General features: G+C 62.1%; 27 protein-coding genes. 9 read left to right on the forward strand and 18 right to left on the reverse strand.

Translation table 11 applies throughout. The annotated features are described in order from the left end of the window. Window positions 1-144: 144 nt before the first annotated feature. Window positions 145-1,125: an HlyD family secretion protein gene (locus tag E0H22_RS24325; RefSeq protein ID WP_233023493.1), complete on the forward strand. Its 981-nt coding sequence runs from the start codon at window positions 145-147 to the stop codon at window positions 1,123-1,125. After that, window positions 1,122-2,702: an MDR family MFS transporter gene (locus tag E0H22_RS24330; protein ID WP_233023494.1), complete on the forward strand. Its 1,581-nt coding sequence runs from the start codon at window positions 1,122-1,124 to the stop codon at window positions 2,700-2,702. Before E0H22_RS24325 ends, E0H22_RS24330 begins: the two co-directional genes overlap by 4 nt. Before the next feature lie 23 nt (window positions 2,703-2,725). Here E0H22_RS24330 and E0H22_RS24335 read toward each other — a convergent pair whose 3' ends face one another. Both E0H22_RS24335 and E0H22_RS24340 read right to left on the reverse strand, forming a co-directional pair. Beyond that, window positions 2,726-4,159 (reverse strand): MFS transporter, encoded by a 1,434-nt coding sequence (locus tag E0H22_RS24335; RefSeq protein WP_233023495.1) that lies wholly within the window; start codon window positions 4,157-4,159, stop codon window positions 2,726-2,728. A gap of 15 nt (window positions 4,160-4,174) precedes the next feature. Then, window positions 4,175-5,566, reverse strand: a complete 1,392-nt coding sequence (locus E0H22_RS24340; protein WP_233023496.1) for an amidase — start codon at window positions 5,564-5,566, stop codon at window positions 4,175-4,177. A 134-nt stretch (window positions 5,567-5,700) separates the two neighbouring features. Here E0H22_RS24340 and E0H22_RS24345 point away from each other — a divergent pair, with 134 nt between their 5' ends. Continuing rightward, window positions 5,701-6,555, forward strand: coding sequence for a LysR family transcriptional regulator (locus E0H22_RS24345; RefSeq protein ID WP_233023497.1), 855 nt, complete (start codon window positions 5,701-5,703; stop codon window positions 6,553-6,555). An 18-nt stretch (window positions 6,556-6,573) separates the two neighbouring features. Here the strand turns inward: E0H22_RS24345 and E0H22_RS24350 are convergent, their stop codons facing one another. Together E0H22_RS24350 and E0H22_RS24355 are read right to left on the reverse strand one after the other, a co-directional pair. Continuing rightward, window positions 6,574-7,059 carry a GNAT family N-acetyltransferase gene (locus E0H22_RS24350; RefSeq protein ID WP_233023498.1) on the reverse strand — a complete coding sequence of 162 codons (486 nt, stop codon included), beginning with the start codon at window positions 7,057-7,059 and terminating at the stop codon, window positions 6,574-6,576. Beyond that, window positions 7,029-7,757, reverse strand: a complete 729-nt coding sequence (locus E0H22_RS24355) for an NAD-dependent epimerase/dehydratase family protein (protein WP_233023499.1) — start codon at window positions 7,755-7,757, stop codon at window positions 7,029-7,031. The genes E0H22_RS24350 and E0H22_RS24355 overlap by 31 nt, the downstream gene beginning before the upstream one ends. A gap of 85 nt (window positions 7,758-7,842) precedes the next feature. Between E0H22_RS24355 and E0H22_RS24360 the strand changes: the two genes are divergently transcribed. Next, on the forward strand, window positions 7,843-8,310 hold the full coding sequence (locus E0H22_RS24360; protein WP_233023500.1) for a MarR family winged helix-turn-helix transcriptional regulator: 468 nt from the start codon (window positions 7,843-7,845) through the stop codon (window positions 8,308-8,310). A gap of 4 nt (window positions 8,311-8,314) precedes the next feature. Here E0H22_RS24360 and E0H22_RS24365 read toward each other — a convergent pair whose 3' ends face one another. Next, the gene (locus E0H22_RS24365; RefSeq protein ID WP_233023501.1) at window positions 8,315-9,355 is read right to left on the reverse strand and encodes a zinc-dependent alcohol dehydrogenase family protein; all 1,041 of its coding nucleotides are present in this window, start codon (window positions 9,353-9,355) and stop codon (window positions 8,315-8,317) included. A gap of 161 nt (window positions 9,356-9,516) precedes the next feature. Here E0H22_RS24365 and E0H22_RS24370 point away from each other — a divergent pair, with 161 nt between their 5' ends. Further along, window positions 9,517-10,404 (forward strand): LysR family transcriptional regulator, encoded by an 888-nt coding sequence (locus tag E0H22_RS24370; protein ID WP_233023502.1) that lies wholly within the window; start codon window positions 9,517-9,519, stop codon window positions 10,402-10,404. Window positions 10,405-10,441: 37 nt separating this feature from the next. On the opposite strand, the gene E0H22_RS24375 is transcribed toward E0H22_RS24370, so the two are convergent. The 5 genes from E0H22_RS24375 to E0H22_RS24395 form a co-directional block, all read right to left on the reverse strand. Beyond that, window positions 10,442-11,152, reverse strand: a complete 711-nt coding sequence (locus tag E0H22_RS24375) for a class I SAM-dependent methyltransferase (RefSeq protein WP_233023503.1) — start codon at window positions 11,150-11,152, stop codon at window positions 10,442-10,444. A 14-nt stretch (window positions 11,153-11,166) separates the two neighbouring features. Further along, window positions 11,167-11,628 (reverse strand): RidA family protein, encoded by a 462-nt coding sequence (locus E0H22_RS24380; protein ID WP_233023504.1) that lies wholly within the window; start codon window positions 11,626-11,628, stop codon window positions 11,167-11,169. A 72-nt stretch (window positions 11,629-11,700) separates the two neighbouring features. Continuing rightward, window positions 11,701-12,084: a GFA family protein gene (locus tag E0H22_RS24385; protein ID WP_233023505.1), complete on the reverse strand. Its 384-nt coding sequence runs from the start codon at window positions 12,082-12,084 to the stop codon at window positions 11,701-11,703. A 68-nt stretch (window positions 12,085-12,152) separates the two neighbouring features. After that, complete coding sequence (locus E0H22_RS24390; protein WP_233023506.1) at window positions 12,153-13,307, reverse strand: enolase C-terminal domain-like protein; 1,155 nt, start codon at window positions 13,305-13,307, stop codon at window positions 12,153-12,155. Window positions 13,308-13,329: 22 nt separating this feature from the next. Then, entirely contained in the window at window positions 13,330-13,833 is a 504-nt protein-coding gene (locus tag E0H22_RS24395) for a lipocalin-like domain-containing protein (RefSeq protein WP_233023507.1), read from the reverse strand. Window positions 13,834-13,932: 99 nt separating this feature from the next. Between E0H22_RS24395 and E0H22_RS24400 the strand changes: the two genes are divergently transcribed. Beyond that, window positions 13,933-14,859: a LysR substrate-binding domain-containing protein gene (locus E0H22_RS24400; RefSeq protein WP_233023508.1), complete on the forward strand. Its 927-nt coding sequence runs from the start codon at window positions 13,933-13,935 to the stop codon at window positions 14,857-14,859. Here E0H22_RS24400 and E0H22_RS24405 read toward each other — a convergent pair. The 4 genes from E0H22_RS24405 to E0H22_RS24420 form a co-directional block, all read right to left on the reverse strand. After that, complete coding sequence (locus E0H22_RS24405) at window positions 14,820-15,731, reverse strand: efflux RND transporter periplasmic adaptor subunit (RefSeq protein ID WP_233023509.1); 912 nt, start codon at window positions 15,729-15,731, stop codon at window positions 14,820-14,822. The two genes, E0H22_RS24400 and E0H22_RS24405, sit on opposite strands and share 40 nt — an antisense overlap. A 14-nt stretch (window positions 15,732-15,745) precedes the next feature. After that, complete coding sequence (locus tag E0H22_RS24410) at window positions 15,746-15,940, reverse strand: DUF1656 domain-containing protein (protein WP_233023510.1); 195 nt, start codon at window positions 15,938-15,940, stop codon at window positions 15,746-15,748. Further along, window positions 15,930-17,900: an FUSC family protein gene (locus E0H22_RS24415; protein ID WP_233023511.1), complete on the reverse strand. Its 1,971-nt coding sequence runs from the start codon at window positions 17,898-17,900 to the stop codon at window positions 15,930-15,932. The genes E0H22_RS24410 and E0H22_RS24415 overlap by 11 nt, the downstream gene beginning before the upstream one ends. A gap of 259 nt (window positions 17,901-18,159) precedes the next feature. Then, window positions 18,160-19,194, reverse strand: a complete 1,035-nt coding sequence (locus E0H22_RS24420) for an aldo/keto reductase (RefSeq protein ID WP_233023512.1) — start codon at window positions 19,192-19,194, stop codon at window positions 18,160-18,162. Window positions 19,195-19,696: 502 nt separating this feature from the next. Here E0H22_RS24420 and E0H22_RS24425 point away from each other — a divergent pair. The 3 genes from E0H22_RS24425 (at window position 19,697) to E0H22_RS24435 (ending at window position 22,076) form a co-directional block, all read left to right on the forward strand. Continuing rightward, window positions 19,697-20,383, forward strand: coding sequence for a FadR/GntR family transcriptional regulator (locus tag E0H22_RS24425; RefSeq protein ID WP_347340841.1), 687 nt, complete (start codon window positions 19,697-19,699; stop codon window positions 20,381-20,383). Window positions 20,384-20,497: 114 nt separating this feature from the next. Then, entirely contained in the window at window positions 20,498-21,031 is a 534-nt protein-coding gene (locus tag E0H22_RS24430) for a tautomerase family protein (RefSeq protein WP_233023514.1), read from the forward strand. 91 nt (window positions 21,032-21,122) lie between these two features. Further along, a complete protein-coding gene (locus E0H22_RS24435) occupies window positions 21,123-22,076 on the forward strand; it encodes a carbon-nitrogen hydrolase family protein (protein ID WP_233023515.1) in 954 nt (317 codons plus the stop codon). Between the two features lie 39 nt (window positions 22,077-22,115). On the opposite strand, the gene E0H22_RS24440 is transcribed toward E0H22_RS24435, so the two are convergent. From E0H22_RS24440 to pdhA, 4 genes are all read right to left on the reverse strand, one after another. Beyond that, window positions 22,116-23,114 (reverse strand): GlxA family transcriptional regulator, encoded by a 999-nt coding sequence (locus E0H22_RS24440; protein WP_233023516.1) that lies wholly within the window; start codon window positions 23,112-23,114, stop codon window positions 22,116-22,118. Window positions 23,115-23,263: 149 nt separating this feature from the next. Then, a complete protein-coding gene (mctP, locus tag E0H22_RS24445) occupies window positions 23,264-24,742 on the reverse strand; it encodes a monocarboxylate uptake permease MctP (RefSeq protein ID WP_233023517.1) in 1,479 nt (492 codons plus the stop codon). Beyond that, window positions 24,732-24,929: a DUF3311 domain-containing protein gene (locus tag E0H22_RS24450; protein ID WP_233023518.1), complete on the reverse strand. Its 198-nt coding sequence runs from the start codon at window positions 24,927-24,929 to the stop codon at window positions 24,732-24,734. Before E0H22_RS24450 ends, mctP begins: the two co-directional genes overlap by 11 nt. Window positions 24,930-25,124: 195 nt before the next feature. Continuing rightward, complete coding sequence (gene pdhA, locus E0H22_RS24455) at window positions 25,125-26,126, reverse strand: pyruvate dehydrogenase (acetyl-transferring) E1 component subunit alpha (RefSeq protein WP_233023519.1); 1,002 nt, start codon at window positions 26,124-26,126, stop codon at window positions 25,125-25,127. Window positions 26,127-26,318: the final 192 nt, after the last annotated feature.

Consider the following 26,318-nt stretch of genomic DNA (forward strand, 5'->3'; position numbering starts at 1 on the left):
CCCATGGCCGACAACGCCCTGCCAAATGCCACCCCGCGAATCTTTAGTTCTTTGCGACGACGACATTTGGCTGCGCTGCTCATCGGAGCGGTTGCAGCCTCAGGATGTGTTTTCGCCATACAGTGGTGGCGGACGGGTCGTTTCATGATCGCGACCGACAACGCCTATGTGCGTGCCGACATAGTCACCATCGCGCCGCGCATTTCCGGAATCATGGCGATCGTCGAGGTGAGGGACAATCAGCAAGTCTATAGTGGCGACGTGCTTGCCCGGATCGACGACCGCGACTATCGCGCACGGCTCCGCCAGGCAGACGGATCGGTGACCACGGCGCATGCCGGGGTCACGAGCCAGCAGGCGCATATCGCCAATCTCGATGCCAAGCTGACACAACAGCAAAGTACGATCGCGGAAAGGACCGCCGCCGTTGCGGTCCGCGAGGCTGAAGCGCAACTTGCGGAGCTGGACTATCAGCGGCAGCTCTATCTGTCCGGTCAGCAGGCGTCGAGCATCCAGCGCCTGCAATCGGCTGAAGCCGACCAGCGGAAGGCAACCGCTTCGCTAACCGAGGCCCGCGCGTCGCTGTCGACTGCAAAAGCTGCTCTGGCGGTGCTTGGCACGGAACGCGACGCCGCAAGAGCTGACCTCGACAGCCGACGCGGCGCTTTGGAGCAGGCACTAGGCGCGCGGGACATTGCACGCCTCGACCTGGAGCGCACCGCCATCCGGTCACCGGCGAACGGATGGGTCGGACAGCGTGCAGTTCGCGAGGGCCAATATGCAGAGACGGGAATGCCGCTCATGGCCATCGTGCCTGGCGACATCTATGTGATCGCAAATTACAAGGAGACGCAGATCGACCGCATCCGGCCGGGGCAGCCGGCTAGCGTCATCGTCGATGCGCTTGGCGGCATTTCGCTGACAGGTCACGTGGACAGCATGGCCCCTGCATCCGGCGCGCAGTTTGCCTTGCTCCCACCCGACAATGCGACAGGCAATTTCACCAAAATCGTGCAACGCATGCCGCTGCGTATCCGGATCGATGCGGATCAAGCACGCACGAGCGAATTGCGACCGGGCATGTCCGTGGAGGCGACCGTCGATACCCGTGAGCCAGCGCGGTGACCGCCGCCCGCCCACAGGACATCGACGCGATCGTTCCCCTGCGCGCCTGGGTCGCTGTGCTGGGCGCCGTGCTCGGCTGCTTCATGGCCGGCATGAATGTGCATGTGACCAACGCGTCACTCCCAGATGTACGCGGCTCGCTTGGCGCCTCGTTCGAAGAGGGATCCTGGATCACCACAGCCTATCTTGTCGCCGAGATCATTGTGATTCCGATGACCGGCTGGTTGGTCTCGGTATTCTCCATCCGCCGCGTATTGATGACCGGCACCGGCGGCTTCATCATCTTTTCTTTTGCCTGCTCGACCGCGCCGGACATCGGAACGATGATTGCCGCACGCGCCTTGCAGGGCGCGTTTGGCGGGGTGCTCATTCCGCTGTCGTTTCAGATCACTATCGGCGAATTGCCGAGATCGAAACACCCATTCGGAATGGCGCTTTTCGCAATCGCCAACAATGTGGCGCAGGCCGCAGGACCCTCAATCGGCGGCTGGCTCACCGATGCACTTAGCTGGCGATGGATTTTTTATCTTCAGGTGCCCCCGGGATTGCTGCTACTGATGGCGATTGGCTGGGCCATGCCGCGACAGCAAGCAAAACTGGGAAAGCTGCGAAGCGGCGACTGGGGCGGCATAGCCACGATGGCCTGCGGGCTCGCCGCGCTACAGATCATGCTGGAGCAAGGCGAACGCGAGGACTGGTTCGCCTCCGCATTCATCGTCGGCGCTGCGGCGACCTCGCTGCTGAGCCTCGCGGCCTTCGTGCTGATCGAGTTGCAACGCCGTGCGCCGCTAATCAATCTGCGCCTGCTGGGGCATTACAATTTCGGACTTGCCAGCCTGATGCAATTTGCCTTCGGCGCTGTCGCGTTTGGCGTTGTTTTTCTGCTGCCGAACTACTTTGCCGAATTGCACGGCTACAATGCCGAGCAGATCGGTGCGACGATGGTACCATATGGACTGATTCAGCTGGCTATGTCTTTCGCCGCACCGAAGCTGATGCAGTGGAGCAATGTCCGAATCGTCATCGTGACCGGATTTGTCATCATGGCGATCGGCTGCCTGATGAATATCCATCTCGACAGCAATGCGGCGGCAAATGTCATCGTCCCGTCGCTGATTATTCGCGGCATCGGCCAATCCCTGATCGTGGTCGCTCTCGGTGTGATGGCCGTGGACGGGCTGGACAAGGCCGAACTGGGCTCGGCATCCGGCCTGTTCTCGACCGTGCGCAATGTCGGCGGCGCCATCGGGATCGCTTTGTCTAGCCAGATTGTGGTGGAACGGGCGAAATTGCATGCGGCGCGCATCGGCGAGCAGGTGACCCTCTTCTCGAGCGAAGCGAGGGAGCGCATGATGGAGCTCGTTCGGCTGCTCAGCCATCTCCATGCCAGCCGTGAAGCGACAATGAATAACGCAACGCTGGCCGCGGTGCGGCAACAGGCACTGGCGATCCTCGACAGGAAGGTCCGGCACGAAGCGATGCTGCTGGCGTATAGCGATGCATTCCTCATCGCCGGACTATCGATGCTGGCCTGCGCAGGCTGCACTTTGCTGTTGCGACGCGCAAGCCGTAGATAGCGCATGCAGCACCCCCGCTGCGTCTAATCCGGGCGCCTTTCGCCCGGCAACCAGAGCGACAGGATGCAGCCGCCGATGAGAAGCAGCACATTACAGCTGAGCGCTGCACAGAAGGCCTGCGCATGAGATGCAGCATCGGAGGCTTCGCCCAGCACCGTGAAGAAAACGCCACCAATGATAGCAACGCCCAGCGCTGCGCCGATCTGGAAGGTCGAGATCGCAATCCCCGAAGCCAGCCCCGCATGGCGCGGATCGACCCTGCCGATCACCGCCTTGATCACCGATGGCAGCACGATGCCATAACCGAGCCCGGCGACCAGCAGCGCAGCACCGATGTAGCCGGATGCCCCTACCTGAACCGACAGCGCCAAGGCACCGAAGCCGATGATCTGCACCACAAAGCCAAGCGTCAAGGCGCGCGGGCCAAGTCGCTGCATGATCCGCGCCGAAGCAAAAGATGCAGCAAAATAGCCCACTGCAAACGGTAGTGTTCGCAGTCCCGCATCCGCCGTGGCGATATGCAGCCCATCCTGCAGATAGACCGAGAAGGTCAGGTAGAACGCGGACAGCATATAGAACAGCGCCGCCATGATGACGCCGGTCGCGAAGCCGGGCTCGAAGAACAGCGACAGCTCGACCAGCGGCGTGCCACCCCGGGCGGTCAGACGACGCCCGAACGTCACGAAGGCGAACAACGCCGCGGGCGATGCCAGCAGCATCGCGACAAGCCACCAGGGCCATCCCATCTGGCGGCCTTCGACCAGCGGATAGACGAGCAGACCGAGCGCGAGCGAAAGTAGCACCACGCCGCCAAGATCGAGCCTTTGCGCCTCTTCAGCGCGCGTATCGGTCAGAAACAATACGCTGCCGACGATGGCGACGAGGCCGACCGGCACATTGATGAGAAAAATCGCCTGCCAGGTAAAACCGAGTAGATGGGACGACACCAGCACGCCGCCAAAGATCTGCCCGGCGATATTGGCAAGGCCGAATGTCGCACCATATAGAGCAAGCGCCGTGGTCTGCTCGCCCGCGGGAAACAGCACACGTATCGAAGCTAGTACCTGTGGTGCCATTGCGGTGGCCAGCAACCCCTGCAACACGCGTCCGGCGATCAGCATGGACGGCGACCAAGCGATGCCGCACAGTACCGATGCCAGGGTGAAACCGGCGATGCCGGTGATGAACAAGCGCTTTCGCCCCAGCCAATCACCAAGCCGACCGCCCGTGATCAGGAATACCGCGTAGGCGGCGGCATAGGCAGAGATCACGAATTGCACATCGCTCGATGTCGCCTGCAGATCCGAGCGTATTGCCGGCAATGCCAGATTGACGACGTTGAAGTCAAACACCGGCAGAAACGCGCCGATCAGCAGGATCGGTAGCGCCAGCCAGCGACGCTCGTCGCCTTGTTGCGCGGTCGCGGCATCGGCCGCCGTGGTAACGTTGATACTCATAACGGTCTCCGTTGATTAGAGCGTGGGATGCCGGCGATGCCAGTCGGTGGCTTGCTGATAGGCATGGCCCGCTCGCACCAGCAGCGCCTCGTCAAGATGCCGACCCACGAGCTGGAAAGAGAGCGGCATGCCCAGCGCAGTAAACCCGCCGGGCAGCGTGATAGTCGGGCTGCCGGACATATCGAATGGCGTGGCATAGCGCAGGAAGCCAGCCAGCCCTTCCGAAGTCGCGAACAGTTCAGCTTCTTGCGCGAGGGTGAAATCGGCACGCGTCTGCGTCGGCACCAGCAACAGATCGATATCCAAGAACATCGCGGCGAGCGCGCCGCTGAAGGACAGACGCTGATGATGCGCCTTCATGAGCACGCTGGCATCGATTGCGCGGCCCGCTTCGATCAATTGCGCCAGACCGCCATAGGCTTCCGCATGCAGCGGATAAGTGGGCTCATGGGCGATCGCGGTTTCCACCGCGCAATAGGAGCCCCAGGCCGCCATCACCGCCGAGGGATCAGGGACCGTCACTTCCTTGATGACGGCGCCGCTGCTTTCGAAGACTTTGCGGGCATCGCGCACCGCCGCCACCACATCCGGATCACACCCGTTTTCGTTGTAACGAACGTCCACGCCGATGCGCAGACCGCTTACACCATGATCGAGGCCGGCGAGATAATCCGGCACATCTTCGGCAAGGGTCGTCGGATCGTTGGAATCGCGACCGGCAATGACGCGGAGCATGTAACCGGCATCCGAGGCCGAGCGCGCCATTGGACCGATATGATCGAGACTAGCCGCCAGCGCAAAGACGCCGTGGCGGCTGACTCGGCCCCAGGTCGGCTTCAAACCCGTGACGCCATTGGCTGCCGAAGGAAACCGGATCGAGCCTCCAGTGTCACTGCCCAGCGCCGCGAAACAAAGACCGGCGGCGGTAGCGACACCCGAACCGCTCGATGATGCCCCGGCGTAATAGTCGGCGTTCCATGGATTTAGCGGCGGCGCGATCGCGGGATGATGCGAGATGAAGGCGCCTTCGGTGAGCTGCAGCTTGCCGAGCAGAACAGCGCCAGCGTCACGCAACCGTTCGACCACCGTAGCATCGAAGCTCGGCCGATGATGGGCATGAAGCGGCATGCCGGCTGCTGTCACGATCCCTGCGGTATTGATGATATCCTTCACGGCAATCGGAATGCCGTGCAACGGCCCGCGATCGACGCCATGCGTGAGTTCGGCTTCTGCCCAGCGGGCCTGTTCGCGGGCGACATCGGCCGTCACGGTCGCAAAGGATCGCAATGCCGGATCGATCTCGCCGATCCGCCGCAATAGCGCCTCAGTCAACTCCGTCGGGGAGATCTTGCGTGACCGGATCGCCGCCGCCGTCTCCATCATCGTCCCATAATGCCATTCCGTCATTGCCACGTCCTGCCGGTCCTGCAGTGGCGATCCGATACCGAGGGGCCCGCCGATGCGAAGAAACTAAAAGCGACTTGAAAATAACGAAACGGGATGTTTGAATATTTCAGAGATCACAAGATGGTATGTATTAGATGCTCGCCCTCGACGTCGAATCCGTGCAGGCCTTTGTTCTGGTGGCTGATTTTCAAAGCTTTACGCGTGCGGCCGAGGCGCTCGATACGTCGCAGGCCGCGATCAGCATGCGGTTGAAACGGCTTGAGGAGAGGTTGGGCGAGCGCCTCATCGAGCGGACGCCGCGATTGGTACGGCTGTCCGCGCGCGGCGCCGCTTTCCTCAGCGCCGCCCGCGATTTCCTGGCGGCGCACGAGCGGGCGGTCGCCGGGCTCACCATCTCACCCCGGCGGTTCACGCTCGGCATTGCCGATCAGGTCGCAGGCCCTGAACTGCCCGCCCTCCTCGCCCGACTCGGCGCCTATGATCCTGCATTGGTAATCGAGGTGCAGATTGAAGCATCGCGCAGCCTGCTGGAGGCGTTCGATCGCGGCAGCCTAGATGCCGCCATCGTCCGCCGCGAGGATGATCGGCGCGACGGCGAGGTCCTGACGGAGGAGCGCTTTAGCTGGTTCGCGACGCCCGGCTTCGAATATAGAAGCGGCGAAGCGATCCGCCTCGCCTCGCTGGCGCCCTCCTGCGGCGTGCGCAATATCGCAACGCGTGCACTCGATGCCGCAGATATCGACTGGATCGAAGTGTTTGTCGGCGGCGGCATGACCGCCATTGGCGCTGCCGTATCGGCCGGCCTTGCGGTTGCGGCCCTCGCCCAGCGCGTGGCCCCGCAGGGGGTCGTCGATATCAGCGCGCGGTTCGGACTGCCGCCGCTACCGTCATCGCAGATCGTGCTGCATTCGTCGCTGTCCGACCCGCGGTCGCGCGGCGCGCTGCGCACCATCGCGGCAGCGTTTCGCGAGCATCGGGCATCTGCTTGACGGCGCAGGCGCTGCGGCTCACGCTGCATCCGCCAGATCGATGCTGAAGCGCAGGGCGCGCGCCAGCAGCCCGTGCCGGAAATAGAAGCGATGGCCGAGCACATTGGTCAGCGGCGTATCGAGCACCAAACGTGTGCAGCCCGCGCTGCGAGCTTCCGCTTTCAGACGATCCATCATCACCCGACCAACCCCGCCGCTGCGGACATTGGCATCGGTAACGAGATCGTCGACATAGAAATGCACCCCGTGGAACAAATTTTCCTGCAGACGGAAGCCTGCCAATGCAGCCGGTGAACCGGACCGCCAGAGCGCCATGAGCCGGTAGCCCGCCATGGTCTGGCTGCGCCAGCGCGCAACGAACTCCTGTTCGGAGGCAAGATGTGGGCGCAATTGACGCATCAGCAGAAAACAGGTCGCCACCTCTGCCTCGTTGTCGATATAGCGGATGTCATGCGCCGGGGATGTCATCCCGGTCATTGGCCTGCCCTCCAATTCGCCGACCATCCCCAGGTTCGTTTTGCCTTGTCGCTGCTAACAGTGCCGTCGTCTTCAGTCAGATTGTAAATGCCGGGCGCCCCGATCCGGACCGCCAAGACCGCGGCGCGGGCTGCGGCATCGACATGAAGCGGCGCGGCGCCTTGGGCTGCACCAGAGCCTGTGCCTGGCCCGTAGAGACGGCCATAACGCAGTACTATCCCCTCGCACGGCGCCGCGGCGACCTGAGCCTCCAGGCTAGCGACTCCCCGCGCCGAAACGCCGGCGCGCCCTTCCGCATCGACAGCCAGCGCATCCTCTTCGCGATGGGGTAGTGGACCATCCGCATAGGCGAAGGCCACACTCTGGGCAATCAGACGCCGGGCCCTCGCGGCCGAAGATGCGGCGACTAGATTGCGGGTTCCCTCTTCGCGGATGCGAGCATTGCGCGCCGTGGCCTCGGCCATCCGGGCCGGATCGAGCCCCGCCGGCAGATCCGTGAGTTGGTGCATGACAACGGTGGGCTGCGCTGCCACCACCGCCGCGGTCAGCGCCTCGGCGTCGAATACATCGACCACCGCGACCTCGATGCCCCGCGCCTGCAGCGCCGCCACTTTGCTGTGCGCCCGCGTAGTTCCGACCACGCGCCATCCGTCCGCGACAAGTAGCGGCGCCACCCGGCTGCCGATTGCGCCGGCCGCTCCCGCGAGAAAAATCGTTCTATTCATTGCGTCACCCGTCGATGGCGATGGCACTTCGGCGCCGATCGCTCTACATATCAGAGCACGAACATATTATCAGAGCACTGACATTATGCGCAAGCCACCCCGACATCACCTTCCGGCCCCCGGCGAGAACAAACGCGGCAAGGACGGCTATCTCGGCTATCTGTTGCGCCAGGCCGCCGGCGCCTATCGCCACCGCATGGACCGAGCTCTTGCTGATCTCGATGTCACCCCTCCGCAATTTTCGATCATGACGATGATCCATGCCTATCCGGGGATCTCCAATGCCGACATCGCGCGGCTCGCCCTTCTCACGCCGCAGACGGTGAGCGTGATCATCGGCAATCTCAAACGGTCGGACAGGATCAGGCGATTGCCGCACGATGTGCATGGTCGCATCCTGCAGATCGAATTGACAGACACCGGCCTCACGATGCTGCGCCAATGCCGCAAGCGCGTGCATGCGCTGGAGGCCGAACTCGCCGACGGCTTTTCAGCCGGCGATCAGGCGGTGATCCGCCGCTGGCTGGTCGCAATCGCGCATGGCGATGCCTGACGGATCATACGGTTGGCGTGCCGGCCGAAATGACAACCTTTCCGAACGGCCCGCGATCGAGATGAGCGAATGCATCGGGCGCTGTGCCGAATGGATAGACGCGGTCGATAACAGGCTTGATCTCTTTTTCTGCAAAGGCTTTGACCATTCGCTCGAAGGCGCGGCGGTGCCCGACCGAGACGCCCTGGATGGTCGCCCGCCTCAGCATCAGCGGCACCGCGGCAAGGCAGATATCCGGACCTTCCAGGAAGCCAATCAGGGAAACGCGCCCCTCGCTCGCAATGGCGGAGAGCGACTGCGCAAGATGATTGCCTCCAATCACTTCCAGAATGTGATCGACGCCCCTGCCATCGGTCACCCGGAGCGCTTCGTCGACCCAATCGCGGCCCTCGGACGTGTCGATGCCGTGAAACGCACCGAGTGCCATCGCTCGCTTCAGCTTGCCGGGATCGCGCGACGTGACTATCACACGGGCACCGAAGGCGGTTGCGATCTGAAGGCCGAACAGGGAAACGCCGCCGGTGCCCTGCACGAGGACGACTTGCCCCGCGCGCAACTGACCTGTTTCCATCAGCGCAAACCAAGCAGTCAAAGCCGCGATCGGCAATGTGGCCGCTTCCTCGTCCGAGAGCGTTGGCGGCGAATGTACGATCGCATGTTCGGGAAGCGCGACATAGTCCGCCAGCACGCCCGGCAGCGGCCCACCCAAGGACAGCCCGTGCGTCAGCATCTCCGCAGGCGGCGGACCGTCGATCCACTGCGTCCAGAAATTCGCCATCACGCGCTCGCCTGTGGCGAAGCGGGTGACATCCTCCCCGGTTGCGACGATCCGGCCTGCCAGGTCCGAGGCCGGGACAAACGGCATCCGCGGAAGCCCAGGCAGCAACTGGCCTTCGATCACGAGCTTGTCGCGATAATTCAATGAGACCGCGCCGACCCGGACCAGAACCTCGTTTGGCTTGAAGGCAGGAACGGGCGCATGCGTCAGCGCCAAATTCGCTTTTCCAAAAGCTGGCAACTGCCAGGCCTTCATCATATCGGTCATGCAGAAATCCCGGTCCCATGGGCGGCTGCAATGCCGCACTTCGCCATGACCTTATTGACATCCATCACGCGCATGTGGCGCTTTGTTTTCGCAAGATTTGCTCGATCAGGTCGCCAATGACATCAGCTCCGCACTCGCATCTCGCCGGCATTACCGCATTCGTGCAGGCGGTCGATGCCGGCAGTTTCACGGGCGCGGCCGCGCGTATCGGCCTCTCGAAATCGGCCGTGGCAAAGAATGTTGCGCGGCTTGAAGAGCGGATAGGCGTCCGATTGCTCGAACGGACGACGCGACGCCTCGGACTGACCGCCGAGGGCCGAACCTATTATGAGAGCTGCCTAAAAATAATCACCGAATTGAACGGCGTAGAAAGCGTGCTCGCGGCAGGCCGACACGAGGTCAACGGTTTGTTACGTGTGAGTTTGCCGGTTTCGTTTGGGCCAAGATGGATCATGCCCATTCTGCTCCAGGTCGCTCGCCGCCACCCCGCGCTTCGGCTCGATGTCTCGTTTACCGACCGGCGGGTGGATTTGATCGACGATGGTATCGACCTTGTCGTTCGTATAGGAGATCCCGGCGATATGGCGAGTCTCGCGGGGCGCCGGATCGGCAGTCAAAATTCCCTGATTTGCGGCGCGCCCGCTTACCTCGACTTGCGCGGGCGACCGATGGCCGTCACCGACCTGCCACGCCACGACTGCATCGTCTATGCGCGGGACGGCCGCGCTCTGCCATGGGAGTTGCAAGATGCGGCCGGGATGCCTATCGCCATTCGGCCAACGGCAAGGCACACCGTCAGCCATGGGGAAGCCCTACGCGACACGGCTATAGCCGGTGCCGGTATCGCCTATCTGGCGACATGGCTGGTCGCCGACGATCTGAACGCGTCGCGCCTCGAGGCGCTATCGATACGTTCAGGCTCGGAAGCGCCGCCCATCCACGTCTTGTGGCCTCACGCGCGTGGATTGCCCCCGAAAGTGCGGGTCGTCGTCGATGAATTGGTGGAGCACTTTCTGCCAGTGCCGCCGTGGGATCGCCAACGAAATTGAGTCTGTCGATCGCCAATTTATGGGCACGAAGCCAAACTCAAGCGCCCGCCCGGCGGGCGATCCAGGCGCCCCAGAACAGGCTGCCGAAGAAGCGCAGCGCGTCCTCGAAACCGGCTTCGTTCAGCAAAGCGATTACCGCCTCCTCCGAATGCGGCGGCTCCGCACCTTGCAAGATCTTCTGCATTTTCGCAGAGGCCTCGCCGGCATCCGCGCCATTCATCCGCCAGCGGGCCGCCCAGGCCGCCATCAGCAAGGGCTGCGAGGCATAGGCGCGATAATTGCCGGCGACCACGATCGGCGCACCCGGCCGCAAGCGCGCCGCGATCTCGGCCAGTATCCCCTGCTTGGCCGCATCACCCGACAAATGATGCAGAACGCCGATCATGATGGCCGCATCGAAAGCATTGGTGGACGCGACATCGCTGAGCGGGCCGAGGATGATCTCGACCCGATCCGACACGCCGGCATCGATCAGGTTGCTGCGCGCGAGATCGAGCATCGGCGGCGACGGATCGACCGCGACGAACGACCATCCTGGTTCGAGCCGCGCCGCTGCGATGATCTCGCCGGCTGTTCCGCCCGCGCCGACTACGAGCACGCGCGCAATGCTGCCCTCGCCGAGCGCGGCCGACAGCATGCAGGCGGACAGTTCATGGCAGGCATCGTAACCCGCGAGCGCAATCCGGCTCTGGCGGGCATATTCGCCGGCGCGCGATGCGTCGAATTTGGCGGCGGAATCCTGAGTCATGTTTGCACGCCCCGCTATTTGAGCGCTATCGTGGCTTCGACTTCGACTGCTGCATTGCGCGGCAGTTGCGCAACGCCGACACTGGTGCGGGCGTGGCCGCCGCGCTCCTTGCCGAACAGTTCGAAGATCAGTTGCGAGGCGCCGTCGGCAACCTGGCTTTGCCCCGAAAAATCAGCGGCGCTGTGAACAAAGACCGTGAGCTTGAGCACGCGGTCCACCCGCTCCAGCGAGCCCAGCGCATCGCGCAGCGCTGTCAGCACGCGGATGAAGGCGACGCGCGCGCCGTGTTTGCCCTGCGCAATATCGACATCGCGGCCGACCTGGCCCTGCACCAACACATGATCGCCATCGCGGGGCAGCTGCCCGCTGACATAGGCAATATCACCATGGACGACAACCGGCTGATAGGCCGCGCCGGCCGCAGCTGCCGCGTGCAGTTCAATGCCTTGTTCTTTCAGTCGCTGCTCGAGATTCATTTTATTTACCTTTGTATCGGCACGGCAGCAAACATCCGCTGCATCGTGGCCGCGCGAGATGTATTGAGATACTCAGATCGTCAAGCTGCTTCCTGCAATGTGGATGCGTGGCAAGCTATCGAGATCGAGGTCATCGATACACCTGACATTCACGGCCCAGCCCTCGAAGCGTGCCATCCCTGCATCCTGCTCCTCCTTCGTCGGAGCGCTCGGTCGCCGGAAGGGCATCACACCGCATATCGGACAAAAATAATCCGCCGCCGTGCCCGTTCCCCAACGATAAACCCTGAGTCGATCGAGCGGCGTCAGAAAGCGGATCTCATTGTCGTTGACGCGGAAATTCAGCGTGCCGCGCCGGCGACAGATCGAGCAGTCGCATTCCCGGAGTTGGTCGATATCGGCTTCGATTTCAAAGCGCGTGTCACCGCAATGGCATCGACCATGATGAATAGACATCTAGCTCCTTCACGAGATCTGCAATGGCCCAAAGGACGATAGTGCTTAGCAAGAGCCACGCGGTCTCCTCAAACCAGCGCGCGGAATGCCCGCCATGCGTCGTCATGGGTCTCGAAACCAATGCCCGGCGCCTCCGGCAGCGCGACATGGCCATTCTCGATGATGCTGGGGACGCCGGCGAACGGATAGAAGCCGGCCGGCGTGATTTCTGCACCGCCGAGGCGCAGCGCTGCCACCAGATGAAAGCCGAAAAGATGTCCGCCATGCGGCCAGAACGCCTGCCGCGGCCAATCCTTGGTTACGAAATGATCGATGATCTTCAGATAGCCCGGCAATCCGTAGCAATGCACGGGATCGAACAACAGGATGTCCGTTCCGCGGCGCAGTCCGCCATGCCAGTCGAGCAGCCTCGCTTCCTGGACCGAGAACAGCGCCTCCCCAGCGGCAATCGGCCCGTCGTAACGCGCGGCGACCGAGGCCAGCGTTTCGAAATCATGCGGATCGCATATGTCCTCGAACCACCACAGCTTGAACGGCGCTAGCGCTACAGCAACCTCGCTCGCATTGGTGGCGTCGTAGCGGTTCATCGCATCGACGGCGAGACGCGCACTATTTGCCACCTGCTTGGCCGCCACCTCGATGCGCCGCAGGTCGGTGCCAAGATCGGCACCGCCGATCTTGATCTTGGCACGCGTAAAGCCGAGATCGGCAAATGAGCGGATTTCAGCCGATAGTCTAGCGAGATCATCTCGCGGATAAGGATAGCCGCCGCTCGCATAGACCGCGATACGCGGCGGTGGCGACGCCTGCTGCAGGCGCTCGCAGATGAACCGATACAGCGGGAGATCGGCGATCTTGGCCGCCGCATCCCAGATTGCCATATCAAGCGTACCAACGGCCACGCATCTCTCACCATGGCCGCCCAGCTTCTCGCCGGCCATCATCACGTCCCATGCACGAAACGGATCGAGATTGGTGCCGTCGCGGTTCAACAAATCGGCCTCACCGGCCTTGAGCAAACGCGGCGCAAAACGCTCACGGATCAAGCCGCCCTGGGCGAAGCGGCCGACCGATGCGAAGCCGTAGCCGATGACCGGCGCGCCGGCGCGCATGACATCGGTCATCACGGCCACCAGGCTGGTGGTCAGGCCGCCGGAAGGAATGCCCGCATCGCGATAGCGGGAGATCGGAATCGACTGTTCGCGAATATCGACGATGCGCATGTGCTATCCTTCTGGCGCTGGCTTACTTCAATCGCCGCCACACCGAGATCGGCGTATTGCCGTCCGGACGCGGCGGCACGCTGTAGCTCAGCTCATCGCCTTCGAGCTTGAACTTGCGCACCTGGTCCTGGCCCTCCCAATTCGGGAACGAGGCGCTTTCAATCTTGAAGGTCAGGGTGGACGACGCGAAATCGGCGGTCAGTTTGCCGTAATGGGTGCTGGAGCCGAGGACCGCGGATTCATATTCGGCCGGCGTCGCCGCCTGCTTGTTCGCCGAGGCGAATTTCGCCCGCTCCGACTTGAAGATCTGGAGCGAATACCGCCCCTCATTGTCGACGATCAGCAGCCCCTTCGGCGCCGCGCCATAGTCCCGCGTCCGGCTGCCATCAGCATGAATGACGTCGGCGGCAACCAGCGTCCAGGTTCCCGCCAGGGACTCGCCGGCGTCAGCCGCTTGAGGGCGCACCGCTGCAAGCAGCAGGCCCATGCCGAGCAAAAACACGCCCAGCGCCTTGAAGTTGTTCATGAAAGTATCTCCGTTTGCAGAACGCTCGCGAACAGATACGCCTTTCCACTGATAAGAAAATTCGATAATTTCGATATACCATCTGCGAAAAACCGAACAATGAAACTGATCAATCTCGATATCGATGCGCTGCGGACGATCGTGACCGCGCAACAGCTCGGCAGTTTCAACCGCGCGGCGATGCAGATCGGCCGGTCGCAATCGGCCGTGAGCCAGCAGATTCACAAGCTCGAAGAGCAGATCGGCGAACCCTTGTTTCGTCGCCACGGCCGTGGCCTTGCACTGACTGATGCCGGCGATGTCGTGGTGGCCTACGCGCGGCGAATCCTCGATCTTAATGACGAGATGGTGTTGGCCGCGCGGGGCCATGGCATCGCAGGCGTGGTCCGGCTCGGGCTGCCGGCGGATTTCGCCGAAGCCTGGCTTCCCACGGTGCTCGGGCGCTTCAAGCGCAGCCACCCCGCCGTTCATGTGGAGGTCGTGGTCGATCGCAACCGGCGCCTCTTGGAGCGCCTCGACAATGGCGACCTCGATCTCGTGCTCGCGCTCAACAATGCGACGCGCGGCGACGCCGAAGCGATCGCGTCGCTGCCACTGGTCTGGATCGGGCCACGCGCCGACATCGAGGTATGGCGCAGCGGCGAGCCGATCCCGCTCGCCGTGTATGAAGCGCCGTGTTTCTTTCGCGAAAAGGCGCTGGCGGCGCTGGACCAGGCCGGCATTGCCTGGCGCATCGCCTTCAGCAGTTCGAGCCTGCGGGGATTGTGGGCGGCGGTGGAGGCGGGTCTCGGCATCACGCTGCGCACCGGCGCGGGACTGCCGGACAATCTGCGCGCGCTGGTCGCCGGCGGCGATCTGCCGGCCGTCCCTAAGCTCGGAATTTCGCTCAGCCTGCATGATGCCAAGCGCACCATGACCCCCGCGGCGAAACGGCTACGGTCGATCGTGGTCGAGACGCTGGAAAACCAGCTGCTCACGACCGCGCATCACAACACCGCACGGATCAGCGACAGCAGCCGGGCTTGATGGCCCTCGCTGGGCTCGCCGATGGCGATACTGCATGTCATTCCCATGGCCAACATGACGGTGGACGGCGCGCTGTCGATATGCAGGCGCACCGGAATCCGCTGTGCCAGCCGCACCCAGGTGAAGACCGGATTGACGCTGGGCAGGCCGAGATGATCCGGGGTGGCATTGGCATCGGCGATGCCACGCCCGATGCTTTCCACATGCCCGGTCACCGGATCGTCGAAGCCCATCATGCGGATTTCAGCATGCGCACCGGTGCGGATGGTGCGCAACTGAGTTTCCTCAAAATAGCCGGTGACCCAGAAGCTGCCGGCGTCGATCATCGCGACCTTGGTGGTGCCAGCCACGGCGTAATCGCCGGGCCGCATCCGCAGATTGGTCACATAGCCATCGACTGACGCACGCACCGTCGCCCGCGCCAGATTCAGCTTGGCGAGATTGAATGCCGCCTGCGCGCTTTGGAAATCTGCCTCCGCGATCGATGCTGCGCCGACCGCCTGCTCGATCACCTCCACCGAGGCAACGCCGACCAGCGCCGAACGCCGCCGCGCCGTCGATGCCTGCAGCTGCATCGTTTGCCGCCGCGCTTCCAGAGTGGATATCGCCTGATCAACGGCGAGCTGAAAACGCTCGGGATCGATCTGATAAAGAATGTCGCCACGATGGACGAGCTGATTGTCGACAACATGGACCTCGCGAATGGTGCCCGACACTTCCGGCGCGATCTGGACCACATCAGCGCTGATACGGCCGTCGCGCGTCCATGGCGCCAGCATGTATTGATGCCAGAGTGCAATTGTGAGGACGATCGACACTCCGACCATCGCGAGGGTCAGGATAGGACGAATGGCGGCTTTCAGATGCAGCATCAGAGCAGTCCGGGCTAGACAAAACGAACAAGAAGGGCGGTGACGGACAGCCACAGCGCGCATTCCAACAGCGCGGGGTGCCAGAACCAGCGCAGCAATCCCGCATGAGCGAGCAACCGGCGCAGCGCCACGAAGATTGGCAGCGCCGCTCCCGCATAAATCATGAACGGCGCAACATAAACGCCAACCAGATTGACCTCACTCAGCATGGCGTTTCCTGTCGCGGTGAAAGAAGGCGGCATGTTCCGCAAGCAGCGCGGCGATATCGTCGAACGAGGACGCGAGCAGTCGTGACGCATACGCTGCATCCTTCGCGCGTTGCAGCCGTTCCGCCGCCCTGCGCGCCTCGCGCGCCATGCGGGCCGGATCGCCCCGGCTTGCCTTCAAGGCGGCAAGGCCCTGACCTGCGGCGTCGCGGCAACTCGGCGGCAGCGCGTCGCCGGACAGAGCCTGCCGAATGCGGAAGATCGCCCTGCCGAGGTGGATCGCCGCTAGACCGTCGCCGATGATCTTGGGCAATCCTGTGCTGTCACCCTTGAGCTGCACCGCCGCGAGCACCAATCGCTGATGCTGGCGATGCTGCCATGCCAACCGATGGCTGCGCGGCGCGCCCCTCAGCAGGGCCAATGCGTCATCGCGCAGCGCCGCCGAGATCCGCCCCGCTTGCTTGGCTCCATTGCGCGGAAACAACACCTTAAAGCTCAGCACCGTGAAAACGCCTGACAGGATGAATGCGGCGCTAGAATTCAGGTAATTCGCCACGTCGAACACCATGGGATTGGTCGGCCCGACCATCGTCATGAATGTCAGCAGATAGGCGGTGCCGGCCGGTGCCGTTCTGGGGATGGTCGTGGCCACCAGCCCCGCGATCCAGAATGGCAGCATCGCGGCGATCAGCAGCGGAAAGCCGGACATATGAGGCAAGATCGCAAAGCTGCAGATGAAGCCTGCCGCCAACGCAGCGACAATTCCCTTAGTGAACTCGATGGCACCGGCAACGGGATTGCCGGTCATGGCCAGCAACCCGCAGAACGGCGCGATCAACAAGATCATCAGAAACGCACCATTCCACGCTGTCGCGACCCAAAGCGCGCCCGCCAGCACGATGGCGATCGCGGCGCGCGCGCCATTCTCCCAAGCTCCGGCGCCATCCAGATGAAATCGAAAAGCAACACGGCGGCCCGGCGCGCCGCTGCCGACAAATCGCGCCAGCGCCGCCAGAGCATCCTGATAGTCTTCCAGAATTTCGTCGACCCGGTCGATGGCGATCACGGCAGCCGCATCAGGCAGACCGGAAAGTTCTCGTCGCGCCCGCGCGATCACATCGCAAGCTCGCGCCGCGCCATCGCCCGTATCAAGCATGGCCGCACTGTCCTGAAGTGCGGCGCTGGCCAACGCGCATGCCGCTGCAGAGGACGGGTCGTCGCCTCGCGGCAGCCGCGCACTGCTGGCGACGGTAGCGAACAGCGCCGCCATGGCATGGCGGACATCTCCGGCCCGCAGCCCGACATCGGCCGATTCCGTCGCGGCGAATTCGAGAAGGTCATCGAGGCCGTAGAGATCGGCAATCAACGCCTGGTGCCGGGACGCAGGCTGCTTCTCCGCCTCCAGACTCTCCGCCGCCAGCCTGCCGGTACCCACAGCGAGATCGAACAGCCGCGCCCGCAACTTGGCGGACATGGCGCGCGGACTCAGCAGCGCCGTCACTACGCCGAGCGAGATGACCCCGAGAGCCACTGCCGACACACGGCCGACCGCGTGTTCAAAGATCTGCTCGGGTTGCTCGATGGCGCCATATGCGACCAGGCCGATCGTGTAGCCGGCGACCACTGCGCCATAGGCACGGAAGTGCCGCAGCAGCGTCGAGACACCGACGCAGATGCCAAGCCAAAGCGCAAAACCAAGAATGAACAGCGCCGGCATTTGCGCGAACATGGCGAACAGCACCACCGTGATGCTGGCACCGAAAATCGTACCGGCCACGCGCCACATGCCCTTCGACAGCGTCACGCCTTGAACCGGACTAGCCGAGAGAAACACCGTGGTGGCGGCCGAATACGGGGTCTCCAGCTGCAGGACATAGGCCAGCCCGAGCGCAATCGCCGCGGCCAGTGCCACCCGGAACACATAGAGCCAGCGCGACTGAAACACATCAAATGCCAGCAGCAAGCGCAAGGCTGCCGCGCCGAACTGCTGGGTTTTTGCGAGCCATTGCCGAATAGCGCCCAAAGCGGGCGCAACTGCGCCTGCATGCGAGAGCTCGGAAAGGACAAGAGTCAATAGGCGCGATGACCTGAGCTTAAACATAGGATCATCCTATGTTTAAGCTCGCCAAAGTCAAGCAGAGGAGACCCGCTGTGAGACAAAGATAGGATGATTCTATTTTGCTGCTGCCCCAACCTTAACCTTCAACAAACGGCAGCTCCGACTACACGATTGGCGGATTCAGCCGCGCGAAGCCTTCCTGACGCTGATATGGGAAATGAGGATATGGAGCTGTCGCAACGCTAGCGCTGTCCAGCTTTGCAACCTGCTCGGCGGTGAGATTCCAGCCTACCGCATCCAGATTCTGCCGAAGCTGTTCTTCGTTGCGGGCGCCAATGATGATCGACGAGACGGTCGGACGCTGCAGAAGCCAATTCAGAGCAATCTGCGGCACAGTCTTCCCGCTTTCTTTGGCCACCTCGTCCAAAGCATCGACGACGCGGAAAAGACGCTCATCATCGACAGGGGGCCCGAAGTCGGCCGTCTCATGAAGCCGGCTCCCTTCCGGCAGCGTTGCGCCACGACGAATTTTTCCAGTGAGACGTCCCCATCCCAACGGACTCCAGACCAGAGCGCCAAGCCCTTGGTCGATCCCGAGCGGCATCAAGTCCCACTCATAGTCTCGGCCGACCAACGAGTAATAGACCTGATTGGCAACATAGCGTGGCCATCCATATCTATCCGCAACTGCCAGCGACTTCATAATTTGCCAACCACTGAAATTGGACACGCCGACATAGCGTAGCTTGCCCGCTCGGACGAGAGCATCGAGCGTCGAGAGCACTTCTTCGACAGGCGTACCTGCATCGAAGGCATGGAGCTGGAGCAGGTCGATATAATCGGTGCCAAGCCGGCGGAGAGCGTCATCGACGGCCCGGATCAAACGAAAGCGCGAAGAACCCGCGTCATTCGGATCATCACCCATCGGCAAAGTGGTTTTGGTGGAGATCAGCACATCATTGCGTCGGCCCTTCAGGGCCTCGCCAAGAATTTGCTCCGAAGCACCATCCGAATAGACGTCGGCCGTGTCGAACAGATTGACGCCTGCATCCAGGCAAATATCGATCAGCCGGCGCGCTTCGGTCACGTCGGTGTTGCCCCATGCGCTGAAGAGCGGTCCTTTGCCACCGAATGTCCCAGCGCCAAAACTAAGAACGGGGACCTTGAGGCCGGACGTACCAAGCCGCCTATACTCCATCACATCTTCCTTTCCGATGACTTATCAGTGACTGATGCTGTTTTCGAGCAAGGCACGACAAGAACGATCCACGCCTGATGCGCCTGCGCCATTGCGATGAGTTGGCGATAGGCCGCAAAGGCGTATCTTGTCTTGGACGAGAGCAAGCATCTAGCGCCGCAAGATAGCCAGCGTCAGTGTCGCGATATAGATCGCGACGAGGAACATCACTTGTGAACCAGAAGACAGAATCACGCGGATAGAGGTCTATCGTGCGCGCGCGTGTTGCTCGTCTTTCGAAGAAAGTCGAGGCGTGCCGAATTGACGGAACGGCTAGGCTAATCGCCCCCTACGGATCGCCGGATGCGCGTGATAGGGTGGGCCAAACATCAGCGCGAACGCCACTCGAAATCGCATCGTCTGCGACCGTGAAATTCACGGTCCAAACGCAGTAGTATGTTCCGCAACAAAGATAGGATGACTGTATTTTTGCTGCTAGACTGGCGTCATGTCAGCTTCACCGATTACACAGATTCCGCGACGCTCGCTTGTCGAAGCTACCCTCGATCTGATCCGGGCTCGGATCGAAGACGGCACCTGGAAGGTTGGCGACAAGCTGCCACGCGAGGCTGAACTCGCCGAAGCGCTGCAGGTCGGCCGCAACACCGTGCGGGAGGCTGTGCGCGTTCTATCGCATTCTAACGTGCTGGAGGTGCGCCAGGGTGATGGCACCTATGTGCGCTTACGCACCGATCCGGCCGAAACCATGCGCCGGATCGGCCGATCCGGCCTGCGCGATCATTTCGAGCTGCGTGCGATGCTGGAAACCGAGGCCGCGCGCCTCGCCGCACAGCGCCGCACCGACGACGACCTTGCCGAACTCAACCGCCTACTGGGAGAGCGCGGCGAAATCCCCACAACCGGCGACCTCGCCGACTTCATCGACCGCGATCTCGCCTTCCACATGGGCATCGCCCATGCGGCGCATAATACGGCGCTGGAAGAATTGTATCGCTATTTCGCAGCGTCGGTCCGCTCCAACATCTACACCGTGCTCACCGAGCGCGGATTGCCGGAGCCCGATGCAGCTGCGCATGCCAAGATCCTCGCAGAAATCAGTGCAGCCAATCCCGAACGAGCCGCTAAAGCGGCACGGGACGCCATCAAGCCGCTGATCGCCAAGCTCACCAAGCTGAGCAACGAGGCATAACGCATCTCCGAGAATGGCTTGAATGCCATCCCGCTTGGCAGTTTCGCCACTTTAAAACAGGACGCTGCGGTCGGACAATTCGTGCTCCCCTCATTCTAGCAAAGGATGCACGACATGCCCATGATCGACGCCCTGATCCCCTCCGGCGCGCTGTCCGCCGAGGCCGAGGCCCAACTCATTCGAGAGGTGACCGATATCCTGATCACCGCGGAAGGTTACGATTCCGCCAATCAGATCGCTCAGAACGTCTCGGTCTGTTTCGTCCACCGGCCTGCGGCGATCTATGTCCGCGGCGTGGCATCGGCCGCGCCGCGTTACCGGTTCATCCCGTCCGTCCCGGAAGGTCAGTACACCGCCGAGACGCGGCGGACGCTGGTCCATGCCATTACCGAAGCGGTCGCCCGCGCAGAAGGCGCGCCATTCGACGATGTAGCGCCGCGCGTGATGATCTTTCCCACCGAAATTCCGGAAGGCACCTGGGGCGGCCGCGGCCTGATCAGATCCCTCGCCGATATCCACGCTATGATCTGCAATGACCCGGATCAGCGCGCGGTGGGCGAACAGCGCGTGACGTGGCGAAAAGCCGAGAAGCTCGGCGAGGCGCTCGACAGTTTGCGCGCGGCTGCCCGCGCGCTGCCCCGCATTTAGCTGCCGCACCGATCATCCCCCTGTTCAGCCAAGCGCCATTGCTACGGCGCCGATCCTTGCGGGCACAAATCCGCCAACCGAGACAGATGCCATGAACGACACTTTCAAACTGGCGGCGATCCAGGCCGCCTCCATCCCCTTCGACCGCGAAGCTTCGCTCAAAAAGGCATGCCAGTTGATCCTGGAAGCCGGTGCCATGGGCGTGACAATCGCAGCCTTCGGCGAAACCTGGCTGCCCGGCTATCCGTTCTTCTGCAATGCAGCGCCGAGTGCAACCGGCTGGCGCGCCGCGGCCGAGTATCTTGCCAATGCCATCCTGATCCCGAGCGCCGAGACCGACCGCCTCTGCGCCGCCGCCAAGCAGGCCGGCATCGATGTCGCGATCGGCGTCGCCGAGCGCGACGCGCAGAGCAGCGGCACGGTCTATTGCACGCTGCTCTTCATCAGCAGCGACGGTAGGATCCTCGGCCGGCATCGCAAACTCAGGCCGACCTTTCACGAGCGCTCGGTCTGGAGCGATGGCGACGCGGTCGGCCTGCACACCTATCAACGGCCTTATGGCCGGATGAGCGGACTGAATTGCTGGGAGCACAATATGATGCTGCCGGGCTATGCGCTTGCCGCTGAGGGTACGGAGATCCATGTCGCAGCGTGGCCCGGCAAGGAGTTAGAGGTGCCGCCGGCATCGCCCTCACCGTTTACGACGCGGCAACTGGTGCTATCGCGCGCCTTCGCATCGCAGGCCGCATGCTACGTCATCGCCGCCGCCGGACTGCGAACCATCGATCATACGCCGGACCACTATAAGGAATTGTCGGTCAGCGAATATACCGGCGAAAGCTACATCATCGATCCGCGCGGCGAGATCATCGCCGGGCCAGCCAAAGGCGAAACCATCCTCGTCGCGGAAGGCTCGCGCGAGGCGATCCTGGTCGCCAAGGCCATGTGCGATATCGGCGGCCACTATTCGCGCCCGGACCTGCTGAAACTGAGTGTGGACCGCAGGCCACCAAGCCGCGTAGTAGATCATCACGCGGCGGGATGACCATCCGCAACACCTCGCTCCGGCACGCTGCTCGCGCCATCACGGTTGCGGCGCAGCGGCCGTCGCGAATTGCGATTGATAGGCTTTGAGCGTCATTCCGGTCTCGCGCTTGAACAATTCGCGGAATGTCGCGAGATCCTCGTAACCGACCCGCGTGCTGACATCTTGCGCCGAGTTTTGCCCCTCTTCGAGCAGGCGCTTGGCGCTCTCGATGCGGATCGCCTGGATGAATTTGATCGGCGACATGCCGGTGGCCAGCGTGAACCGCCGATTGAAGGTGCGTTCGCTGACGCCGAGCGACAAAGCAAGATCCGCCAGTTTGAACGGGCGCCAATAATTGGCTTTGATCCAGTTGCTGGCCTGCAACACAAACGCATCGTTCGAACGCGCGGCTTGCTCCAGCTCCTTCTTGGCATAGGCCGTCTGCGGCCCGCGGTTGCGATCGATCAGCAGATAGCGCGCCACATCGGCTGCCAGTTCCTCCCCCGCAAGGCGCGCGATAATGGTGAGCATGACGTTGGAATAGGAGGTGACGGCGCCGCCGCAGATCACTCCGCCATCCTCGGTCACGACATCGCGAATACTTAGGCGGATATCGGGGAAGGCCAAAGCCAATTCGCGGGCGCGCGCCCAATGCGTGGTCGCCCTGCGATGCCGCAGCAAGCCCGCTTCCGCAAACAGGAAGGCACCGGTGCAATGGGTTGCGACCAGCGCCCCGTTTCGATGGGCGCGTTGCAAGGCATCGACCAGCGTGGCGCGATCGCCGGGCCGCCCCGGCCACGTCTCCAGGAACGGCGACGCGACATAGACCGCAGCGCAGCTGCCACGCGCAGAAATTTTGCCGTCCACCGCCATGATCTGCCGGGAAGCCGTGCGGATTGGCGCGCCATCGACGGACTCGATTGACCAGCTGAACACCGGCTTCGACCCGATCTGGCGGCGGGCATTGAGCAGATTGGCAGCGACCAGGATGTCGATCGGCGTGGTGATGGCCGAGGCCAAGGCACCTTCGGTGCTCCAGATGCGGATATCGAACATGGCTGATTTACCCATGGTATCGGCTATTAAGCCAAATACGCCGCAGCTTCAAACACGACACGCTACGACCCGGATCACAAGTGATGATCCGGATCGTGATTGTCGGGATGCCAGGGCAGCCGCCGATTGGCGTCGCCCATGACGGCGGGTCAGGCCGCGGCTGATTTCAGCGCCGGGCGAAACACCAGATTGACGGCGACCGCCACCACGATATTGCCGGCCAGTGCGAGAATGCCGATATAGACCGTGAAGGGCGGACCGCCGAGGCTGAGCGCATGTAGCGGCTTCAGGCCGTTGAGCCAGACCAAATAGGTGCCTCCGAAGAAGCCGACCACCCAGCCGGCCAGCAGCGCAGGGGCCCGGAACCAGTTGAAATACAGGCCGAACACCAGCGCCGGCAGGGTTTGCAGGATCCAGATGCCGCCGAGCAGTTGCAGATCAAGCGCGAATTGCGTGGGCAGCAGCATGATCACCAGCAGCGCGCCGACCTTGACCACCAGCGAGGCCCGCTTTGCGACCGTCGCCTCGCCGGCCGGCGAGACTTTTGGATTAACATAGACCTTCCAGAAATTGCGGGTGAACAGATTGGCGGCACCGATGCTCATCACCGCGGCCGGCACCAACGCACCAATCGCGATGGCCGCAAAAGCAAAGCCCGCAAACCAGCTCGGGAACAGCGTCTGAAACAGCGCCGGCACCACGTCATTGGCGCTGGTAAGTTTCAGATGTGCCGCATGCCCCATATAGCCGAGTAACGCCAGCAGACCGAGCAGGAGCGTATAGGCCGGCAGCAAGATCGCATTCTTGCGGATGGTGTTGCCGCTGCTCGATGCAAAGATGCCGGTCAATGTGTGCGGATACATGAAGGCGGCAAGCGCCGAGCCAAGCGCAAGCGTGGCATAAGCGACATACTGACTGTCGTTGAGCAGCAGGCCGCCCGCGCCCTTCGCCTTGTAGGCCTCGCCGGCCGCTTCGAACACATTGGCATAGCCGCCGAGCTTGATCGGAATCAGCGCGACCGCCGCAATCACCACGATATAGATCATGATGTCCTTGACGAAAGCGATCAAAGCAGGCGCACGGAGGCCAGCGGAATAAGTGTACAGAGCCAGAATTGCAAAGGCCGCCGCCAGAGGTAGCTCGCCATGCAGACCGAGCGACTTGAACACGGCCGTCATGCCGACAAGCTGCAGAGCGATATAGGGCATCGTTGCGATCACGCCACTGAGCGCCACAACAAGTTCGAGCAGGCGCGAACCATATTGGCCATGCACCACATCAGCCGCCGTGACATAGCCATTGTCCTTGGCGCGCTTCCAGAGAAGCGGCATCACCATAAATACAAATGGATAGACGACGATCGTATATGGTAACGCAAAGAAGCCGTAAGCGCCGACCGTATAGACCAGAGCCGGAACGGCGATCACAGTATAGGCGGTATAGAAATCGCCGCCGACAAGAAACCATGTCACCCATGTCCCGAATTTACGGCCACCGAGGCCCCATTCGTCGATATGGGCGAGCGTTTCCGGTTTGCGCCAGCGTGCCGCGACAAATCCCATCACGGTCACGAGTGCAAAAAAGAAGACAAAAACCGCAAGCGCGGTGAGATCGATATCAGTCGTCATCGCGCATGCTCCCGTAAGCAATCCAAGTCAGCACTGCGGTGACGGGCACCCAGGCGAGTTGATACCAGTAAAAGAACGGGAACCCCCATAGAACCGGCATGTCGAAATTGTAGAACGGGATCCAGAGCAGACCGATATAGGGAAGGAGTAATAGCCAGCAGGTGGCGCGCGAGCGTTGCTCAGTCAAGTGAATGCCTTTCACGCAGGAATGAGGTTAGAAATCGCGAGGTTTCGCGCACGAAATAACTATCGGTAGTTGTGAGACGCACCCTAGCCATCACGCAGAGTAGGAGCGAGGCGTAAGCGGTTGCCGGGTGGCAAGGTTGTCTTTCCACCCTGCAGGCTTGCATCGCCTCAATGCGAACATGGCAACCGTCGCTGCCTAGCAAGGCAGTTCAGAATAGACATCCGTGTAAAGCTCAGCGGCATCCGGCTGCGGGCTGCTCTTCGCGAAAGCGACCGCCTCGGCGACGATGTCCTTCACTTCGGCTTCGATCAGTTTGAGCTCATCGGCGCTAGCGTGATTGTCTTCCAGGATCCGCGCGCGGGATCGGTCGATTGGGTCGTTCTCGTTCTTGACCTTCTGCACTTCCTCGCGTGTACGATATTTTGCGGGGTCGGACATCGAATGGCCGCGATAGCGATAGGTGAGCATTTCGAGGATGAACGGTCCTTTGCCCGCGCGCGCATAGGCGACGGCCCGTGCACCGGCTGCCCGCACGGCCCGCACATCCATCGCATCGACCTGCTCGCCGGGAATGTTGAAGGACAGGCCGCGCTGCGACAGATTGAGATTGGCGGAGGCACGTTCGATGCTGGTACCCATACCATAGTGATTGTTCTCGATCACAAAGACGATCGGCAGATCCCAGATCTTGGCCATGTTGAAGCTCTCATAGACCTGGCCCTGATTGGATGCACCATCACCGAAGTAAGTGAGACAGACACGGTCATTGCTGCGATATTTGTTGGCGAATGCGAGACCCGTGCCCAGCGACACCTGAGCGCCAACAATGCCGTGCCCGCCGTAAAAGCCCTTGCCAGGCGCAAACATATGCATCGACCCGCCCTTGCCCTTGGAAGCACCGTCGATCCTGCCTGTTAATTCCGCAAGCACCTGCTTCGGATCCATGCCGGACATCAACGCATGGCCGTGATCACGATAGGCGGTGATGACCTGATCGCCGTCTCCGATCGCCATCTGCATCCCGACCACGACCGCCTCCTGGCCGATATATAAATGGCAGAAGCCCGCAATCAGCCCCTCGCCATACATCTGTCCGCAGCGTTCCTCGAAGCGGCGGATCAGCAGCATGTCCCGGAAAGCCCGCAACTCCTCCTGTTTGGAGAAGACAAAATCCGGGTCGGCATTTTTTTGGGCCATCACAAATCCTCGCGTCACTAAACCTGCTCTTGTCAGGACCCGTGATAGGCGCACGGCCCCGCCGCGTGGATTGTGTTTCGGCAAGCCTTCTTTTCCGCAGAGCAAAATAGGCGCATACTCTTTGCACAGCTGCACATCCGGCTTTCCTATCGGCAAACAGACCTACGGCGCGCATATTGATGGGCGCGGCAC

The sequence above is a fragment of the Rhodopseudomonas boonkerdii genome (assembly GCF_021184025.1).
GTDB classification, from domain to species: domain Bacteria; phylum Pseudomonadota; class Alphaproteobacteria; order Rhizobiales; family Xanthobacteraceae; genus Tardiphaga; species Tardiphaga boonkerdii.